The sequence below is a fragment of the Pseudoduganella sp. UC29_106 genome (assembly GCF_044055365.1).
GTDB lineage: Bacteria > Pseudomonadota > Gammaproteobacteria > Burkholderiales > Burkholderiaceae_D > Rugamonas.
Map to the genome: position 1 here is coordinate 3,932,422 of NZ_CP171977.1, position 15,157 is coordinate 3,947,578.

16 protein-coding genes are annotated in these 15,157 nt (G+C 57.2%); 10 read left to right on the forward strand and 6 right to left on the reverse strand.

Features of this window, described 5'->3' with window-relative positions; genetic code table 11:
• Window positions 1-96 precede the first annotated feature (96 nt).
• Window positions 97-1,437 (reverse strand): glutathione S-transferase family protein, encoded by a 1,341-nt coding sequence (locus ACHMW6_RS19725; RefSeq protein ID WP_395399147.1) that lies wholly within the window; start codon window positions 1,435-1,437, stop codon window positions 97-99.
• Between the two features lie 54 nt (window positions 1,438-1,491).
• Complete coding sequence (locus ACHMW6_RS19730; protein ID WP_395399149.1) at window positions 1,492-2,403, reverse strand: GNAT family N-acetyltransferase; 912 nt, start codon at window positions 2,401-2,403, stop codon at window positions 1,492-1,494.
• Window positions 2,404-3,064: 661 nt separating this feature from the next.
• On the opposite strand from ACHMW6_RS19730, the gene ACHMW6_RS19735 reads away from it, so the two are divergent.
• Window positions 3,065-3,598 carry a YceI family protein gene (locus ACHMW6_RS19735; protein ID WP_395399151.1) on the forward strand — a complete coding sequence of 178 codons (534 nt, stop codon included), beginning with the start codon at window positions 3,065-3,067 and terminating at the stop codon, window positions 3,596-3,598.
• Here ACHMW6_RS19735 and ACHMW6_RS19740 read toward each other — a convergent pair.
• Window positions 3,585-4,214, reverse strand: coding sequence for a LysE family translocator (locus tag ACHMW6_RS19740; RefSeq protein ID WP_395399153.1), 630 nt, complete (start codon window positions 4,212-4,214; stop codon window positions 3,585-3,587). The two genes, ACHMW6_RS19735 and ACHMW6_RS19740, sit on opposite strands and share 14 nt — an antisense overlap.
• Window positions 4,215-4,320: 106 nt before the next feature.
• On the opposite strand from ACHMW6_RS19740, the gene ACHMW6_RS19745 reads away from it, so the two are divergent.
• Window positions 4,321-4,944: a phosphohydrolase gene (locus ACHMW6_RS19745; protein ID WP_395399155.1), complete on the forward strand. Its 624-nt coding sequence runs from the start codon at window positions 4,321-4,323 to the stop codon at window positions 4,942-4,944.
• Between the two features lie 5 nt (window positions 4,945-4,949).
• Entirely contained in the window at window positions 4,950-5,387 is a 438-nt protein-coding gene (locus ACHMW6_RS19750; RefSeq protein ID WP_395399157.1) for a VOC family protein, read from the forward strand.
• On the opposite strand, the gene ACHMW6_RS19755 is transcribed toward ACHMW6_RS19750, so the two are convergent.
• Window positions 5,359-7,653, reverse strand: a complete 2,295-nt coding sequence (locus tag ACHMW6_RS19755) for a TonB-dependent receptor (protein WP_395399159.1) — start codon at window positions 7,651-7,653, stop codon at window positions 5,359-5,361. The genes ACHMW6_RS19750 and ACHMW6_RS19755 overlap by 29 nt on opposite strands.
• Before the next feature lie 273 nt (window positions 7,654-7,926).
• On the opposite strand from ACHMW6_RS19755, the gene ACHMW6_RS19760 reads away from it, so the two are divergent.
• Complete coding sequence (locus ACHMW6_RS19760) at window positions 7,927-8,205, forward strand: hypothetical protein (protein ID WP_395399161.1); 279 nt, start codon at window positions 7,927-7,929, stop codon at window positions 8,203-8,205.
• Window positions 8,206-8,447: 242 nt separating this feature from the next.
• Complete coding sequence (locus ACHMW6_RS19765; RefSeq protein WP_395399163.1) at window positions 8,448-9,107, forward strand: hypothetical protein; 660 nt, start codon at window positions 8,448-8,450, stop codon at window positions 9,105-9,107.
• A 282-nt stretch (window positions 9,108-9,389) separates the two neighbouring features.
• On the opposite strand, the gene ACHMW6_RS19770 is transcribed toward ACHMW6_RS19765, so the two are convergent.
• Together ACHMW6_RS19770 and ACHMW6_RS19775 are read right to left on the reverse strand one after the other, a co-directional pair.
• Window positions 9,390-10,508: a DUF3943 domain-containing protein gene (locus ACHMW6_RS19770; RefSeq protein ID WP_395408664.1), complete on the reverse strand. Its 1,119-nt coding sequence runs from the start codon at window positions 10,506-10,508 to the stop codon at window positions 9,390-9,392.
• Entirely contained in the window at window positions 10,450-10,842 is a 393-nt protein-coding gene (locus ACHMW6_RS19775; RefSeq protein WP_395399165.1) for a hypothetical protein, read from the reverse strand. The genes ACHMW6_RS19770 and ACHMW6_RS19775 overlap by 59 nt, the downstream gene beginning before the upstream one ends.
• A gap of 365 nt (window positions 10,843-11,207) precedes the next feature.
• Here ACHMW6_RS19775 and ACHMW6_RS19780 point away from each other — a divergent pair, with 365 nt between their 5' ends.
• The 5 genes from ACHMW6_RS19780 (at window position 11,208) to ACHMW6_RS19800 (ending at window position 15,131) form a co-directional block, all read left to right on the forward strand.
• Window positions 11,208-11,849 (forward strand): hypothetical protein, encoded by a 642-nt coding sequence (locus ACHMW6_RS19780; RefSeq protein ID WP_395399167.1) that lies wholly within the window; start codon window positions 11,208-11,210, stop codon window positions 11,847-11,849.
• Window positions 11,850-11,904: 55 nt separating this feature from the next.
• The gene (locus ACHMW6_RS19785) at window positions 11,905-12,390 is read left to right on the forward strand and encodes a hypothetical protein (RefSeq protein WP_395399169.1); all 486 of its coding nucleotides are present in this window, start codon (window positions 11,905-11,907) and stop codon (window positions 12,388-12,390) included.
• A 109-nt stretch (window positions 12,391-12,499) separates the two neighbouring features.
• Entirely contained in the window at window positions 12,500-12,793 is a 294-nt protein-coding gene (locus ACHMW6_RS19790; RefSeq protein ID WP_395399171.1) for a DUF3024 domain-containing protein, read from the forward strand.
• 198 nt (window positions 12,794-12,991) lie between these two features.
• Complete coding sequence (locus ACHMW6_RS19795) at window positions 12,992-13,408, forward strand: hypothetical protein (protein ID WP_395399173.1); 417 nt, start codon at window positions 12,992-12,994, stop codon at window positions 13,406-13,408.
• Window positions 13,409-14,162: 754 nt separating this feature from the next.
• Window positions 14,163-15,131: a DUF2971 domain-containing protein gene (locus ACHMW6_RS19800; RefSeq protein WP_395399175.1), complete on the forward strand. Its 969-nt coding sequence runs from the start codon at window positions 14,163-14,165 to the stop codon at window positions 15,129-15,131.
• The last annotated feature ends 26 nt before the right edge of the window (window positions 15,132-15,157 follow it).

The window sequence follows — 15,157 nt, forward strand, 5'->3', positions numbered from 1 at the left end:
GGCCAGATCCGTTAACGGCGCGTAGGGCGGATCATTGATCCGCCGTGCGTGAGGGCGACGCGGCGGTCGGGACGGACGCGGTGCGCGCGGCGCCTCTCACGCGCCGGCGGTGGCGCTGGGGCGGCCGGCGATGCGGTCGCGCCAGGCCTGGAGGTTGTGCATGCCCTCCTCCGCCGCGCGGAACTTCATCAGGCCGCGGGCAAATTCGTGGGCGCAAAAGGCCGTGATGTCGGCGATGGTAAAGCGCTGCCCGGCGACATACTCCTGCCGGCCAAGCACCGTATCCAGCCAGCGCGCGGAAGACCGAAACCGCTCCCCCTGCGCCGCGCCAAACTCCGGCACCTGCGGCTGTTCAAGCGAAGCAAAACCCCGATGCGTATGGCGAATGCAATTCGACGCAGCCATGAACAGATCCAGCTCCATGCGCCGGTCCGCCATTTCAATGAAGGCCCGCTCCGCGAAATCCTCGCCCATCAAATTCGGCTCCGGCTGCAAGCCTTCAAGGTAAGTACAGATCGCCCGCGTCTCGCACAGATAACGGCCATCGTCCAGCTCCAGCGCTGGCACGCGGCCAAAGGGATTGCGGGACAAATACGCCTCGCCGCGATGCTCGCCCTTGCCGATGTCGATCATCACTTCCTCGATCTGCAAGCCCTTCTCGGCCATGAACATCGCCACACGGCGCGGGTTGGGCGCGCGGTGCGCCATGTACAGTTTCATGCGGTCTCCGTCTGCTGTTATCGGGATTGCCCCGTTTCCAGCATTTTGCGCGCTTCGGCCGCAAATTGCTCGGCTTTTTCCGCGCTGTCCGCACGGTCCAGCACATTCGACGGCGGCAGTTCGATGCCGCGCTGCACGGCGGGGACGCTCACGCACCTGGTCGATCCAGCGCTGCAGGTGCGGCATGCCATCCGTGTCCACGCCGGACCAGCGGTAAGTACGCACCCAGGCCCAGTTCGCGATATCAGCGATCGAATAATCGCCGGCCAGGTATTCGTTGTCTGCCAGCCGGTGATCCAGCACGCGGAACAGGCGGCGCACTTCGCCCTGGTAGCGGTCGATCGCGCCCTGCAGCTTTTCGGGGAAGTAGCGGAAGAACACATTGGCCTGGCCCATCATCGGTCCAATGCCGCCCATCTGGAACATCAGCCATTGCAGCACCAGCGAACGCCCCTTGGGGTCGGACGGCATCAGGCGCCCCGTCTTCTCGGCCAGATAGATCAGGATAGCGCCGGACTCGAACACGGCGAAGTCGCCATTGGCGCGGTCCACGATGGCAGGAATGCGGCCGTTCGGATTGATGGCGGTGTACCAGTCCAGCTTCTGCTCATTGCTTCCGAGGTCGAGCACCTTCATGTTGTATGGCAGCTCCAGCTCTTCCAATGCGATGGAAATCTTGTGGCCATTCGGCGTGGCGGCGGTGTAGAAATCGATCATGGCAATCCCTCACGAAATGATCGCCAGATCTTAGCCCGATTCCGGAATTCGCGTTCAGAGCACTCGTGCCCAGGTCTGGCCGACCAGGTCCTTGCCAAAGCTGTGGTGCGGTTCTTCCTCGATGAGCTCAAAGCCGGCCTGCTCGTAAATCCGGCGCGCGTCCAGCAGCACGCTGTTGGTCCACAGGATCATCCGGCGATAGCCGGCATTGCGAGCGAAGCGCAGGCACTCCTCGACCAGGCGGCGGCCGATGCCCAACCCGCGCGCAGACGGTTCGACGTAGAGCAGGCGCAGTTTGGCCGTTTCCGCGTCGTGGCGGACCACGAAGACGGAGCCGGCCACCTGGCCATCCTTCTCCGCGATCCAGCAACGGTCCGAGCGAGGGTCGAATTCGCGCACATACTTCGCGACGATTTCCGCCACCAGCGCTTCGAATTCCGCGCTCCAGCCGTATTCCTGGGCGTACAGGGCGCCGTGCCGGTGCACCACCCAGCCCATATCGCCCGGCTGCGGATCGCGCAGCAGCCAGCCGGGCGTCCCATCGCCCAGCAAGCCCTGGATGCGCATCATCGCGTCGACCAGCTGCTGCCGACCGCCGGCGGACAGCCGCTCCAGCATCGCCGTCACTTCACGCCGCGACGCTTCGTTCAGTGGCACGAAAGCGGCGCGGCCGGCAGCCGTCAGCTGCAGCTGGGTGGCACGCGCATCATCCGGCGCGCGCGACTTCTCGACCAAGCCCTTCTTTTCGAATCGTGCGATGACACGGCTGAGGTATCCTGAATCCAACCCCAGCTCGCGGCACAGGATGGACGTGGTCAGCGGCGGCCGATGCGCCAGCTCGTAGAGGATGCGGGCTTCCGTCAGGGAGAATTCGCTGGCCAGCAGGTGCTCGTCCAGCAGCCCGATCTGGCGCGTGTAGAAACGATTGAAGTGCCGTACTCCTTCGGCAAGATTTTGTGTGCTCATGGCACATTATTACCTGCTCCAGGCAGGCATATCAAGCATATGGACAAAAAAAACCGGCAACTCTGGAGGAAGCCGGTCAAAAACGCTTTTTAGGGCGCGGGGATTGGAGGAAGAAAGAGGTGACTCAGTAAATAACCTCTCGCTACGGGTTAGACTTTGCCAGCCGTTCCTTAGAGAATGCTTAGGACTTCCTTAGAATTCAATTAAGGAAAGTTTTACACTCGGGGTCAGGCACGAAATGGAACATGAGTCTGCTTCGTAAGCGAACTCATGTTCCATTTCGTGCCTGACCCCAAATAAAAAAAAGCCCGCTTTTGAGGCGGGCTGAAGGGATTCAAATCGGGAGAGATTTGAAAGTGCACAGAGATCATGACTCATCATTGTGACGGGCCAATGACCGGGGAAAAACAAGAATTCCAGTCATTAAGATAGTACAACTTTGTTAATATAAACTCTCCAATAGTCACAGATGCGAAAAATAATTTGGGTAGTTAACGCTGGTGCCATGCTATCCACGGTTTTGGCGCTTTCATCTTGCACTGGACCAACTATCATCCAGGCGCCGGCGACCGCTCCGGCGCAGCCGTCAAGCAGCGTTGCTCCGCCCTCTTCCGCCGATCCCTTTGCCGCATTCGAACAAGCGCGCGCTGCCGGCCAGGAGGTGCTGGCCATCGATCACGTGAAATCGGTGGTGGCAATTACGGTGCGGCGCGGCGGCACGCTGGCGCGCCTTGGGCACGACCATGTGATCGCGTCGCACACGCTGGACGGCTATGTGGCGGCCGGCATGCTGAAGGCGGTGCTGCGATTCAAGCTGAGCGAAATGTCGGTCGACGAGGCCCCGCTGCGCGCCCAGGCGGGCCTGCCGCCGCCACCGTCGGCGGACGCGATCTTCGCCACGCGGCGCAATATGCTGGAGCATGTGTTGGAGGCGGAAAAGTATCCCTGGCTGCTGGTGCAGGCCGAGCAGGCGCCCGGCAATCCGGCGCTGCTGAATGCGGACATCACGCTGCACGGGGAAACGCGCCGCTACAGCGTGCCGGTAACGCTGGAGCGCAAGGATGGCACGCTGCGCGCCACCGGCTCGTTCAACGTGAAGCAAACGGATTTCGGCATCAAGCCATTTTCCGTAATGGGCGGCGCGATGGTGGTACAGGACCAGGTCGAGCTGCGTTTCGATATCAGCGCGCGATAATCAGGCGCAGGCCGAGTCCCACGAAGATGGCGCCGGCCACACGGTCCAGCCACATGCCGGCGCGCGGATTGCGATTGATCCATTTGCCCACAGCGCCGGAGAAATAGCCCAGCAAGCCAAACAGGATGCAGGCCTGCAGTGTGAAGATCAGTCCCAGCTGGGCTGTTTGCCAACTGGCATCGCCGCGTGCGGTGACGACAAACTGCGGCAGGAACGACAGGAAGAACAGCACGACCTTCGGATTGATCGCATTGGCGAACAGGCCCTTGCCAAAAAGACGCAGCAGCGAGTCGTCCGGCATGCCGCTGCCCTCCACGCGTGCGCCGCCGCGGCTGCGCAGGGCGCCGATGCCGAGCCAGATCAGATACAGGCCGCCGAACACTTTCAGCGCCGTAAAGGCCAGCGGCGACGCGGCAATCAGCGCGGAAACCCCCAGCGTGGCAAGGATGGTGTGACTGAGGCAGCCCAGGGCGCAGCCAAGGCCGAAGACCATGCCCTGCTTGCGTCCACGCGACATGCCCATGCCCAGCACCATCAGGTTGTCCGGCCCCGGGGAAACGGTAATCAGCAAGGCGGCTGCGAGGAAGCCGGCAAATTGTTCTGGCGAGATCAGCATGGACACCCCTTTATTTTTATCGAAGCCGCATGATACCAGTGCGCCGGCGGGACCCGGAACCGCGCTCCCCTTGCGCCCGATGCGGCCGCGCGGCTACGATAGGCATATGACGACACAACGCGCCTGGGTGCGCATGCCATCCGGGCGGCGCCTTGACCTTCTCGATCCGACTCCCTTCGACTGGGACGATTCCGACCTCGCCCTCGGCCTGGCCCGCACCTATCGCTGGGGCGGCCATTCGAAGTGGCCGCTGCCGCTGTCCGTGGCGCAGCACTCTATTACCGTGATGCTGCTGCGCCGCGCCGCGTCGACAGAGCCGCTGTCGCCCCTGCAGGAATTGCGCGAGCTGCTGCACGATGCGGAGGAAGGCCTGGTCGGTTTCGACGCGATTTCCGTGATCAAGCCCTTCCTGGGCGAAGGCTTCAAGGTGCTGACCTCGCGCCTCGAACATGCCGTCTTCCTGCGCTACGGCTTGCCCGCCTGGACTGCCACCGAACACCGCCTGCACAAAGTGGCGGACCGCCTTGCCGCTGCCAGCGAGGCAGTGCATGTGGTGGGGTGGACGCCGACGGAAGTCCGCAAAACCCTGAAGATCACCGTCGATCCGCTGGAGCGCGATCCCCTGCAGGCAGCCTATGGCGGCACCGCCTGGGAGCCCTGGCCCCCCACCCTCGCCTGCGAGCGCTTCCTCGCCGAGCTGCATGCGCTGCTGGGCAAACTTAAAGGCTGATACACATGACAGTCAAACGCATGGACAATATCGGCATCGTGGTGGAAGACCTCGATGCCGCCATTGAGTTCTTTACCGAACTTGGCCTCCAGCTCGAAGGACGCGCCCCGATCCAGGGAGACTGGGCGGATGGCGTCACCGGACTGCGGGGCATGCGCGTCGAGATTGCCATGATGCGTACGCCGGACGGCCATAGCCGGCTCGAACTGTCCCGCTTTCTCGCGCCGCCCGTGGTGGCCGATCACCGCGTCGCCCCGGTCAATGCTCTTGGCTACCTGCGCGTGATGTTCGCCGTGGAGGACATTGACGATACGCTCGCCCGGCTCGGCAAGCGCGGCGCGCAGCTGGTTGGGGAAGTGGTCCAGTATGAAGACATCTATCGGCTCTGCTACATTCGCGGTCCCGAAGGCATTCTCATCGGGCTTGCACAGGAGCTGAGGTAACTTTGTTGCGCAACTGTGCATCGCCGCTCACGCCGCCGAAGATGTAGGAGAACGCAACGGTTAGTATCCGGCCCTGCTGCCTGCTGTAGTTGTACTGCCGTACCGTGCCGGTGATCAGTGTGTTCCTCGCCCGGTAGCTGTCAAAGATGTCGCGAATGCTGGACCTCAGCGTTAGCTTAGGCGCCAGGCGCCAACTCCACGACGCATTCGCCTGCCAATTCGGTTCACTCTCGCTGAGGCCAAGCAACTGACGGCCTGAATAGTTGCCATCCAGTTGCATCGTATGGTCCTTGAAGCCGTGGTATTGCGCCCTCAATTGCAGGTTCCGCGAAGCGACCTTGTGCTCGGTCTCGAGCGAAGCCAGGAAGATTTGCGTCATGCGCCTGAAGCTGGCCGTGGCATCGAGCTGCCAGTCACGCGATGGTTTGACTTGCAGGTTCCAGCTGATGCCGCCATTACTCTTGGCGCCGAAGTTGACCGCCTTGTTAATGAGGGTCACACTGTCCGGCACCGCGACGTAAACGCGGCCCAGCAACGGGCTGTCATTTTCCCGGAAAAGCGACAAATTGCTGTTGACCCAGGACCATGAGTCCGTATATTTGATCTCGTATTTGTCGTTGTGCGTAGGCGCCAGCCGCGGGTCACCCTGATTGTAATTCTGCTCGTTCACATACTGCAGGCTCGGGTAAAGGTCGCCTGGCGATGGGCGGGTAATCCGGCGCGAGTATGCCCCCGTCACAGCTGCGCCACGCTCGCCCCAGCCATATTGCAGGTGCAGACTGGGCAGCATTGAGCTGGTGCTGTCCTGCACCAATTTGACCTGATTCAGATAGTCAATCTGACGCCGTACCTCCTCGTAGCGCAGGCCCGGATCCAGGCGCCAGTGTTCACTGATGCGCAGATTCGGAGCGAAGTACAAGGCGTACGAGCGCTCAGTAGAATTGAAACCGCTGTTGCGGGCCTGGTCGAACACTTCCTCGCCCGTCAGCGGATCAATGTTGAAGAAGTCGGCATCCGTCCGGCCCCTGCTCCATCCCAGCTTGGCTCCCAGTTTGGCATTGAGGGCGCTACTGATTCGTTTAGTGTAATCGGCACTCAGCTCGGTCAGCCGGCTCGTTGTATCGTTACCGTAGATGCTATCCGGCCGCAGGCCCGCTGGCGGCGCTATCAGATAGCTGTCGCGATTGCGATTGCTGTTATCCGAGTCCGAACCCGAATTGCGCAGGTCGACCTTGAGTTCCTCGGAGGCGCTGAATTTGCGCTCCCAGCCAAGTGCCGCCTGGTAGCTGGTGTATTCCGAGTGCGAGTCACTGTGGCGCGTGTAGGCTTCGTAGGGGATGATGCCGTCGAGGTAAGTGCGGTAGTGGCCTTCCGAATTGCCGCCGAATCTTGTTCTGCTGAAGTTTAACGCGGCAGTAAGCCGGTTTGTCTCGCCCAGGTTGTAGCGGAATGTCGGACTCACGGCGAGCATGGTCGAAGGGGAATGACTCGTGTATTCGCGCTGAGTCTTCCACACGGAGATTCCATCGTCACGGCTGCTGACCGACGAGCCTTGCCGATCGAACACATTGCGCATCAAGCTAACAACGCCCTCCAACTGCGCCCGGCCAGTCACATAGCTGCCACTCAGCATCGAGCCGCCCCGACCTTCCGCTCCAACATTGATCGAAACCACGCCGTGCGCGGCAGGCGGACGCTCTCGCCGCGTCACCAGGTTCAGGATCGGCCCGCCGCCCCCCTGGGAGCCGAACTCTGCACCCGGCGTCGTAATCACCTCGACGCTTTTCAGCGCTGCGGCGGGATAGCTGTTCAAGGCATTGCCGGCGTTCGGGCCCGAGAACATGGCCGAGGGTTTTCCATCAACGAACACCTGGACGTTCTGGTTGCCGCGGATCGACACTTTTCCATCCAGATCGACACTCACGTTCGGGACGTTGGCAATCACGTCCGCCACCGATGCGTTCGGCGTAATCACTTCCGATTGCACATCAAAGACGGAGCGGTCGATTTGCTCGGTTGCTCGCCTGGCCGTCACGGTCACTGTCCGCATCTCGCGGCTTTCGACCCCTTGAGGCGCGGGATCGCCCTTCTTTTGCTCAGCCGACGTGGCCCTGACAGCGGGCGCGGCGCCCTTAGCATCAGATGCCGCAGCAGCAGGCTCACCACCGGAATTCCTTAGAACTTGCCGCGACGTAGCCGAATCTTGGGACTGCGCTTGCGCCATCGGCGCAAAACTTGGCTGGCCGATAAGGCTAACAAGCAGCAAGAAGCGCCTAACGGAACTGGAGGAATTCATCGATGACGTCATTGCGTGGCAATTTATTTATCTGATCCAGTAGCAAACTGCAGATACGGAAAGCACGGTAGCCCCAGCCGCGGAATCACTGCCCCGCCCTTACAAAAAACCTGGCAAAAAATGGAATTACAATCGATAGCGGTGCAGATGATGCCTGCCAAGGAAATATTAATAGCATTTAGGAGTTGCAAGATTAACATCGGAGCGCGCGTGTTTCTTGCTTCGCAATAAATAATCAGCAAGATGAACAAAATAATCATCGCGAGAACGACGGCACAATTCGTCTCTCGGGTGACAAAGAATGAATTTTGCAGATGGGCGGTATGTTATTTTGTGGAGTTAGCACTCCGCGAGAATCCGAGGATAGGCAAACATCCCCTTAAAAGGCTAACGGTGGCCCCACAAAATCTTGAATTTGCACTTGCTATGAGAGATGGCGGCACTAATGCGATGGCCGCATTGGATGCAGCATTGCGCGTTGCACTTGTCGGTATTTCAGAAAGTGATGCGATCGGAGTGTAAATCCTGAGGTATACGTTCAGATATGTAGCGACCTAACTAGCGTTGTTGGCCATTGGAACTACATTAACTACGTACTTCGAAGGGCAAAGGCCTGGTCATCCAACTGTTGCGCCAGGTGTAATCAGAGAGATTTTTTGCAGATGATTCCCTCCAATAAGCGAGCCGGGACGTTTAGCAAATCGGTGTTGGTGCTGAATCAGGATGCTAGAGTTATCTAAAACCGCAAACTCGGAGATTTTGGTATGAACGCGAAAGTCAAAGTGCTCGCCCTCCTCATGCTTGTTGCGTCTTCGTTGGGTATCGCTATCTGGGTAATGGCGCCTTGGTTTGAATCCGTTCCACAAAGAGACATGTGCCGGATGCCGGATTATAGTGAGCTGAAAAGGAGCAGCGCCGACGCGGTCGCCTTTCAAAACTGCGTGAATTACACGGCAAAGCTATTCCTGGAAAAGGACTATGCCGAAGTCAAAGATCTGGCGAAGACTTTCCTTACCCTTCTGTCGGCAGCACTTGTGGCGTCAATCACGTTTTCTGAGAAGATCGTCGACATTCACAGTGCAAAGAAGACACCTCTCGTGGCCATGTTCGGATGCTGGTTGTTGTTGATGCTTGCGATAGTGTTCACCAGCAGCGGTCTCGCAAGCATGGCGCTCGCTGCTGGCCTCGCGACCTATCATCCCGGTGCCGACTTCTGGCCCTTAGAGACCCATTCCCTTAGGCTGCTTATTTTCGCTAGCATTGCATTCGGCTCAGCGCTAGCCTCGCTTATAGTTGCTGGCGCCATATCGCTCTCCGACAAGAGGAGCGCCGCCGCCGTCGGCACGATGGCTCTTGCTACCGCGCGTTCCACAGGGGATGCGTTAGCCTATGAGGAGTGCAAGAATGCTGCGGATGTAGCCTAATCTCACTTTGCAGGTGACAGAGTTTAGCTGGCTTCAAGAACATCTGGCTGTAGTCGGCTGCCACACGCGGATAAGGCCGACCGAATTCTCGGGCACAAATTGCCTATGAAATCCCAGCGGATAACGGTAGCCTAAATTATGACTCAGGAGTATTTATGAGAGTGGTTTCAATTCAGAAATCTGCGCTACTCACTGAACTGAAAGACCAGAGCTCTTGCTGCTGGGTGATTTAAGGCACCGCTCGCTTGTGGCCAGGAGCGGACTGCGTGCAGCCCCCGGCGGTCACCAGTTCACGGCACCGAAGCCCCGCGCGAACTGGTAGGTGTAGTAGAGGCCGACCGTGTCGCGCCGCTGCTGCCGTTCCGGGACGCTCTCGAACGCGAACGTCCGGCGCGACGTCAGGTATTTGAGCGTGACAGCATGGTGGCCAGAGACCCGCCAGGTCAGCGAGGCGTCGCCGCGGAACACGCGGTCCGCCCCGTCCGGCCCCGGACTGGTCAGCTTGCCGTCGAAGAATTCAAGCGCCGCGAGTTCGAAGGCGAACCTGTCGATGCCGATCAGGCGCAGCGTCAGCATCGCTTGCGGCGCGAAACCGTAATGGTATTGCCCGCTCGTGCTGGCGAGATTGGTACCGATGGAGGTGTAGCCGATGCCGGCCGATACATGGCCTTGCAGCGCGTAGTGGTCGCTCAGCCACAACTGCGCATTGCTGCCCAGTGACAGTCCTGTGCTTGCCACCCGGAACACCTGCGGCGCCAGATAATCGTAGCTGCCGTACAGCCCCGCGATGCCGCGCAGGTTCCTGCCGGACCCGTAGGACGCGCCGAACAGCATGCCCCGTGACGTAAGGCTTTCGACACCCTGCACGTTCGACATCCTGACGCGGAACAGGAAGTAATCGAAAGGCCGGCGCCAGGTATAGTCGGGCTGGCCCGGCAAGCCGTAGTCGAGCGCGAAGTCGGCCGCGACCTCGTTGCGCCGAGGCGCCAGCGAGGGGCCGACGTTGTTGCTCGTGATTCCGCCTACGCCCAGCTGCAGGCGGCCCCAGATGGCCGGGCTTTTGCTCACCCACGGCGCGGCGCGACGGCCTCCGGCGACATGGCGGTTGAATCCGAGCGGCGGCGATACTGCGGCGGCCGCGGCTTCGCGCCATTGCGGCGAGAGTCCATACCCCTCGTCCAGCACCAGGTTCGCCATCCGGTATAAGGCTTCGCCCAGGAAGCTGCCGCCGAAGCTGGTCGTGATCTGGTCGTTGCGTGACGGCGTCGTCGTCTCACCGGCGATTTCCCAGACGGCGCTGCCGGCGAAGGCAAAGCCCATCGATTCCCAGAACGTCAGCCCGTTACTGCGCGCGAGGCCGAAGTAGACGGAGCCCTGGTAAGGATGGCCGAGTTGGTTGATCTCGAACGGGTCCCGGTCGACGACCCCAGCTGCTGCGCAGGTTGCGTCGGATCGATCCGACGCTCACGTCATAGTCGTCCGGCCGGACGAACGCATGGTCGACCCGGTTCAACACAAGCTGGAATCCCAAGATCTCCAGTGCCGCCGCGCCATAACTTTTATACAGACGATCATTCTGCGGCGGAGCCGGCGCGGCGTCCCGCACGATGTCCTGCTGCGGATCGTCGGCGGACGTGGCATTACCGGAGCCGGCGGCCAGCGCCAATAGCGCTACGCCGGCGCACCGGCGCGGTTCGAAACCGTTCCTCGATTTCTTCATGTCCTTCGCCACCAATTGAGGATTCCTCCAGCGATGTCGCCGGATGGGCTGTTAAATTAAATATATCGAATACTTACAGTCAATGGCGCACAGGACCGATAAGTCAGAACAACACGTCCCAGGTCGCGGTCAATATCTTCGCGTTCCTGGTGAAATCGTAGGCGCTGGAATCCTTGACCGAATCCCACTGCAGTCCATGCGGTTGCGGAGGTCCCAGCGCACGCACGCGAACCACCAGGCGGCACACCAGAATTAGTCATTTGTTCCTTCGCCGCCATCATTCCGGCGATGTAAGCCAAGGAGATCTCAGCAAAAATATTTCAAACAGGCGGGATTCAAGTCCCGTCGGCTATGGGGCAAAGCACTTGGAGTGACAAAGTGTGAACCTTTCAGATGGGCAAGATGGTACGCTGTATCACGTCGGCCGAGTACGGCCAGAACCGGACAACCTACTTCAGTCACCCGCGCAGGTACGGACATTAATGTTCATGCAAATTGCTAAATTGCCTTTCAAGTTTGCCATTGTGGTTGTATTCATATGGTCGATCAGCATGCTCTTCGCTTTGCCCGCGAACGCTGCGGAGCCAGAATATGCGTTCCATAAGCATCGGCTGTGCAAGCCCTGCGCGATGCCCGGCATTCCTGTTGCATTGCCGCGTCAAGGTATGGTATTTGCGCGTAGTGCTTTAATGAGTGACAGCACCTGGTGGTATTTAGTTGATATCCAACAAGGAGTGGTGATTCAGCTTCGCGTCCGCGTAGATACTTCCACGCCAAAGCAGAGCGCCGTCGAGCAGGTTAGTCGGCACGTGTCGGAGTCAGATCTGCTCGAAATCGCAAAGCTGACTAATCGCATCTGGAGTAGCGAGAAAATGCTGCCGACGCGCGTCGTGCCTGACATCGCTTGGGACTTATGGTTATTCGACAGCGATGAAGTGCGTCGAGATTTTGGACCTGGCTTACCCGACGGTCTGGCCGGTGAAGCTGAGCAACTCTTGCAGCGACTTGTCGATGGTCGCTAATCGACTCAGTTCGGCCATTTGCGAACTTTCCGATTTTCTTTTGAACAAGCATTTCATGAAGCGATATTTGGTTCTTCTCTTGGTGTTGATAGCTCGGTCGGCAATCGCTGAGCACGCAATAGCGGTGGACTCTGTTGCAGTTAAGTTGTTCTATCAGCACAGCGGCAGATTGTCGCCGCCTTTGTTGGAATCTGATTATTTGGTTAATGTTTTTATTGGTGAATACTCTCTAGAAAATGACAAAGCGGTCGAGCCTTCTAATACCGCAATCGTCGATGTATCCGTTTCACTTCCCGCTGGCGAGGATGCATTCGGTGACGTCGAGCTTATCGTCACTGATTTGGATACAAAGAAGGTAATGCTACGTCAAGTTCGTAGTACAGGAGCATTCGATAGGACCGGGATTTCTCATGTCGCATTTCTCTACCCTGAGATCGGATGTTCTCGCTTGCAGTTCGAAGCAAGTGCAAAAACAGCCAAGTTTAAGGATCGATCAAAACCTAGAAGTATTATTCTTCCATTCGGTTGTCATAGCGGCTAATAGGCCGAGACCGGCCATTAACGTACACCTGAGTATGTGAGCCTTACGGACCCTACTATGCTTAATGAGCTTGAGACAAAGAGGATCGATAACGTTGTAGGAGCCTTCATTGCGCGTCGACGTCCGCCTTTGCATTTTACGAAAAGAAGTTGATCTTGATTTCCGGCTCCGGGGCCAGAGCGTCGAAATATTCGAGATCCGGCCAGTGTGGCAAGGCGATGGCGAGATGCGTGAAATTCCAATCGCCAAGGCGACCTTTGTGAGAACGCGCGGCGTATGGCAACTGTATTGGCAACGCCAGGATATGAAGTGGCATATTTACGAACCATTGCCGGAGGCACGCTCCATTGAAGAGGTCATTGCTGCAATTGACGCAGACACCTACGCCTGCTTTTGGGGATGACTTGCAACGATTAACGCCGGTGTGCGTGCTTGGCCGTGTTCGGCCAGGAACGGACGCCGGCGCTGACACATGAAGCATCAACGCTAAGAATGAGTTATTCGAGAATCGTAAACTGTTACGACAAGTCGGTGACGCTTGCCGGTCGAACGATAAAAGCTGTTCATACCGAGTACAGTTTTGCAGCACTTCGGTTCGATAATGATGATATTACTTGCTTTGCTGTCGAAGAAGTCTCAGTGGGAAGGTGGTTCGAAGTATTCCCGCTCTGCCTCCATGAACTTAGGGGAGAATTACCCTTTCACTTGGACAGAACTGAGCATTTCGTTTACTGTTGTCTCTAGCGAATTGTTGTGGAGAGAGGAGTGGCTGGAACCAGCTTCTGATAATGCAGGTTTTCTGGGAACGGGGCCAGGATTCCCCCAGCATGCAGCTGCGCTTGGAACAGCACCAGCCGGAAACGAAAATATAGTTAAGGTATTGGCAGGAATCAAATTTTCCGCTTTGGATGGTCGTTCACTTGTTGTAAGCAGTTCGGAGAATACGCCTTTCAAGACCGATTTGGCGACGGACAACATCGAAGTTGAACAAATCATGCGATACCACACTTGCGGATAGCGGCCAGGAGCAGTTACCGCATTAGCCTAACGTAAGAACGACGCACTGCAATTCAATGACTAGACAACTGCTTATCCCGCTTTTGGCGGCTTCGCTTGCCATGTCTACTGCACCGCATTCTGTTCATGCGGAGGACAGTTTTGGCATTGATGACGGCAACTTGCGGCCAGTGCCATCTGCCGTAGCCGCGGCTCTGCGCATTCATCTTAGGAATACGGACTACGAAGAATGCGCAAATGGAAAGTTCATCGGAAGCGCAGTGAACCTAAAGGGGAGCGCTCGAAAACCCGACTGGATTGCGAAGACAGCTGATGGATGCGCCTGGGGGGCTGCCACTGCAAAAATTTGGATACTAAAACATGACAAGGCTCGATATCGCGTCGTGCTTGACGATGGCGGGCAAAGCGTAGTCCTGTTAAATACCAAGACGTATGGACTTCGAGACCTCAGAATGCCTAGCGGTACGGCCGGACATTATTCAGATGCGATACTAAAGTTCGATGGTAGGCGATACACAGTGTTCAGGTCGTGCGTCATTGATTTGCAGGATCCTGAGGAAAACAAGAGGCATCCCGATGGGCAATGCCATTTGAACTAACTTGAGGCCCGCAACGCCCAATTGCCGACGTAATGATTATTTTGAAGTTATATGCAGCTTAATCTGCCTAAATTTGTCCTTACACCAGCGCTCGTCTGCTGGACCCACCGCCCGATATGGTACCAGATAGACAATAGCTAGAACTATCCAAAAAATATGAGCGATTCCACTTTCTATGACCTTGCGTCCAACGCGCTTTGGGCCGACTTTCAAGAAGAATTATCTTTTCCATCATCACGCCCATTACTTGCTCACTATACCTCCATCCAAACATTCGAACAGGTCGTTACTAGACGGGAGTTCTGGTTTTCCAACCCTCTTTTCATGAATGATCTTGAAGAGCTGAAGTTTGGCATGATCGAAGGCGCAAGCGAGCTGCGTAAAAGCGAAGCAATTCGCACTGCATGCCGCACGCCTGAAAACCACAAGAAACTTTTAGAAAGCTTTGATTCCTTCTTCAATGATTATGAGTCCAAGCACGTTCTAAACACATACATACTTTGCTTTTCAGAGCACAACGCCGACGACAACGACGGATTACTCTCCATGTGGCGTGGCTACGGAAATTCAGGCTCAGGCGCTGCACTCGTAATCAATACTGCGAACATGAACGCAAACCTTGATTCGCCGCTTATTGTTGGCAAGGTACATTACGCATCAAAGGCCGAGCGAAAACGATGGATAAGCGAAAAGTTAGATAGTCTTGCAGAGGTGATCTCGACTTACGCGGAATCAAAAGATGACTTCTATAACGCAGCTTGGGCTTGGCTTCATCGTTTAAAGACGTTCTCCCTTTTCACGAAGCATCACGGATTTCATGAAGAGCGAGAATGGCGTATTGTCTATATGAACGATAGGGATAATGACCAAATCTTCAAAAAATACTTCGGCCACCTTGCAACCAACAGAGGAATTGAGCCTAAACTTAAGCTTCCCATCCAACCAATACCTGAACTAAAAGCAGAAGATATTTCTCTTGAGACTTTGGTTGATCGAATAATACTTGGTCCGTCCATATCCAGCGTGCTCGCCGCGAATTCTCTGCGACAAATGTTAAGGAATGTCGGGGAACATAAATTGGCGGAGCGAGTCGTTGCTTCAGAAATTCCTTTCAGGGCAACCTAGCTAGGGGTGTGAGGTGGCAGACGAAT

Excerpts from the sequence above, each read along its gene's own strand:
- ACHMW6_RS19725 (WP_395399147.1), bottom strand. The coding sequence starts at position 1,437 with ATGATCGATTTCTACACCGCCGCCACGCCGAATGGCCACAAGATTTCC.
- ACHMW6_RS19730 (WP_395399149.1), bottom strand. The coding sequence starts at position 2,403 with ATGAGCACACAAAATCTTGCCGAAGGAGTACGGCACTTCAATCGTTTC.
- ACHMW6_RS19740 (WP_395399153.1), bottom strand. The coding sequence starts at position 4,214 with ATGCTGATCTCGCCAGAACAATTTGCCGGCTTCCTCGCAGCCGCCTTG.
- ACHMW6_RS19745 (WP_395399155.1), top strand. The coding sequence starts at position 4,321 with ATGACGACACAACGCGCCTGGGTGCGCATGCCATCCGGGCGGCGCCTT.
- ACHMW6_RS19750 (WP_395399157.1), top strand. The coding sequence starts at position 4,950 with ATGACAGTCAAACGCATGGACAATATCGGCATCGTGGTGGAAGACCTC.
- ACHMW6_RS19760 (WP_395399161.1), top strand. The coding sequence starts at position 7,927 with ATGAACAAAATAATCATCGCGAGAACGACGGCACAATTCGTCTCTCGG.
- ACHMW6_RS19765 (WP_395399163.1), top strand. The coding sequence starts at position 8,448 with ATGAACGCGAAAGTCAAAGTGCTCGCCCTCCTCATGCTTGTTGCGTCT.
- ACHMW6_RS19785 (WP_395399169.1), top strand. The coding sequence starts at position 11,905 with ATGAAGCGATATTTGGTTCTTCTCTTGGTGTTGATAGCTCGGTCGGCA.
- ACHMW6_RS19795 (WP_395399173.1), top strand. The coding sequence starts at position 12,992 with ATGATGATATTACTTGCTTTGCTGTCGAAGAAGTCTCAGTGGGAAGGT.
- ACHMW6_RS19800 (WP_395399175.1), top strand. The coding sequence starts at position 14,163 with ATGAGCGATTCCACTTTCTATGACCTTGCGTCCAACGCGCTTTGGGCC.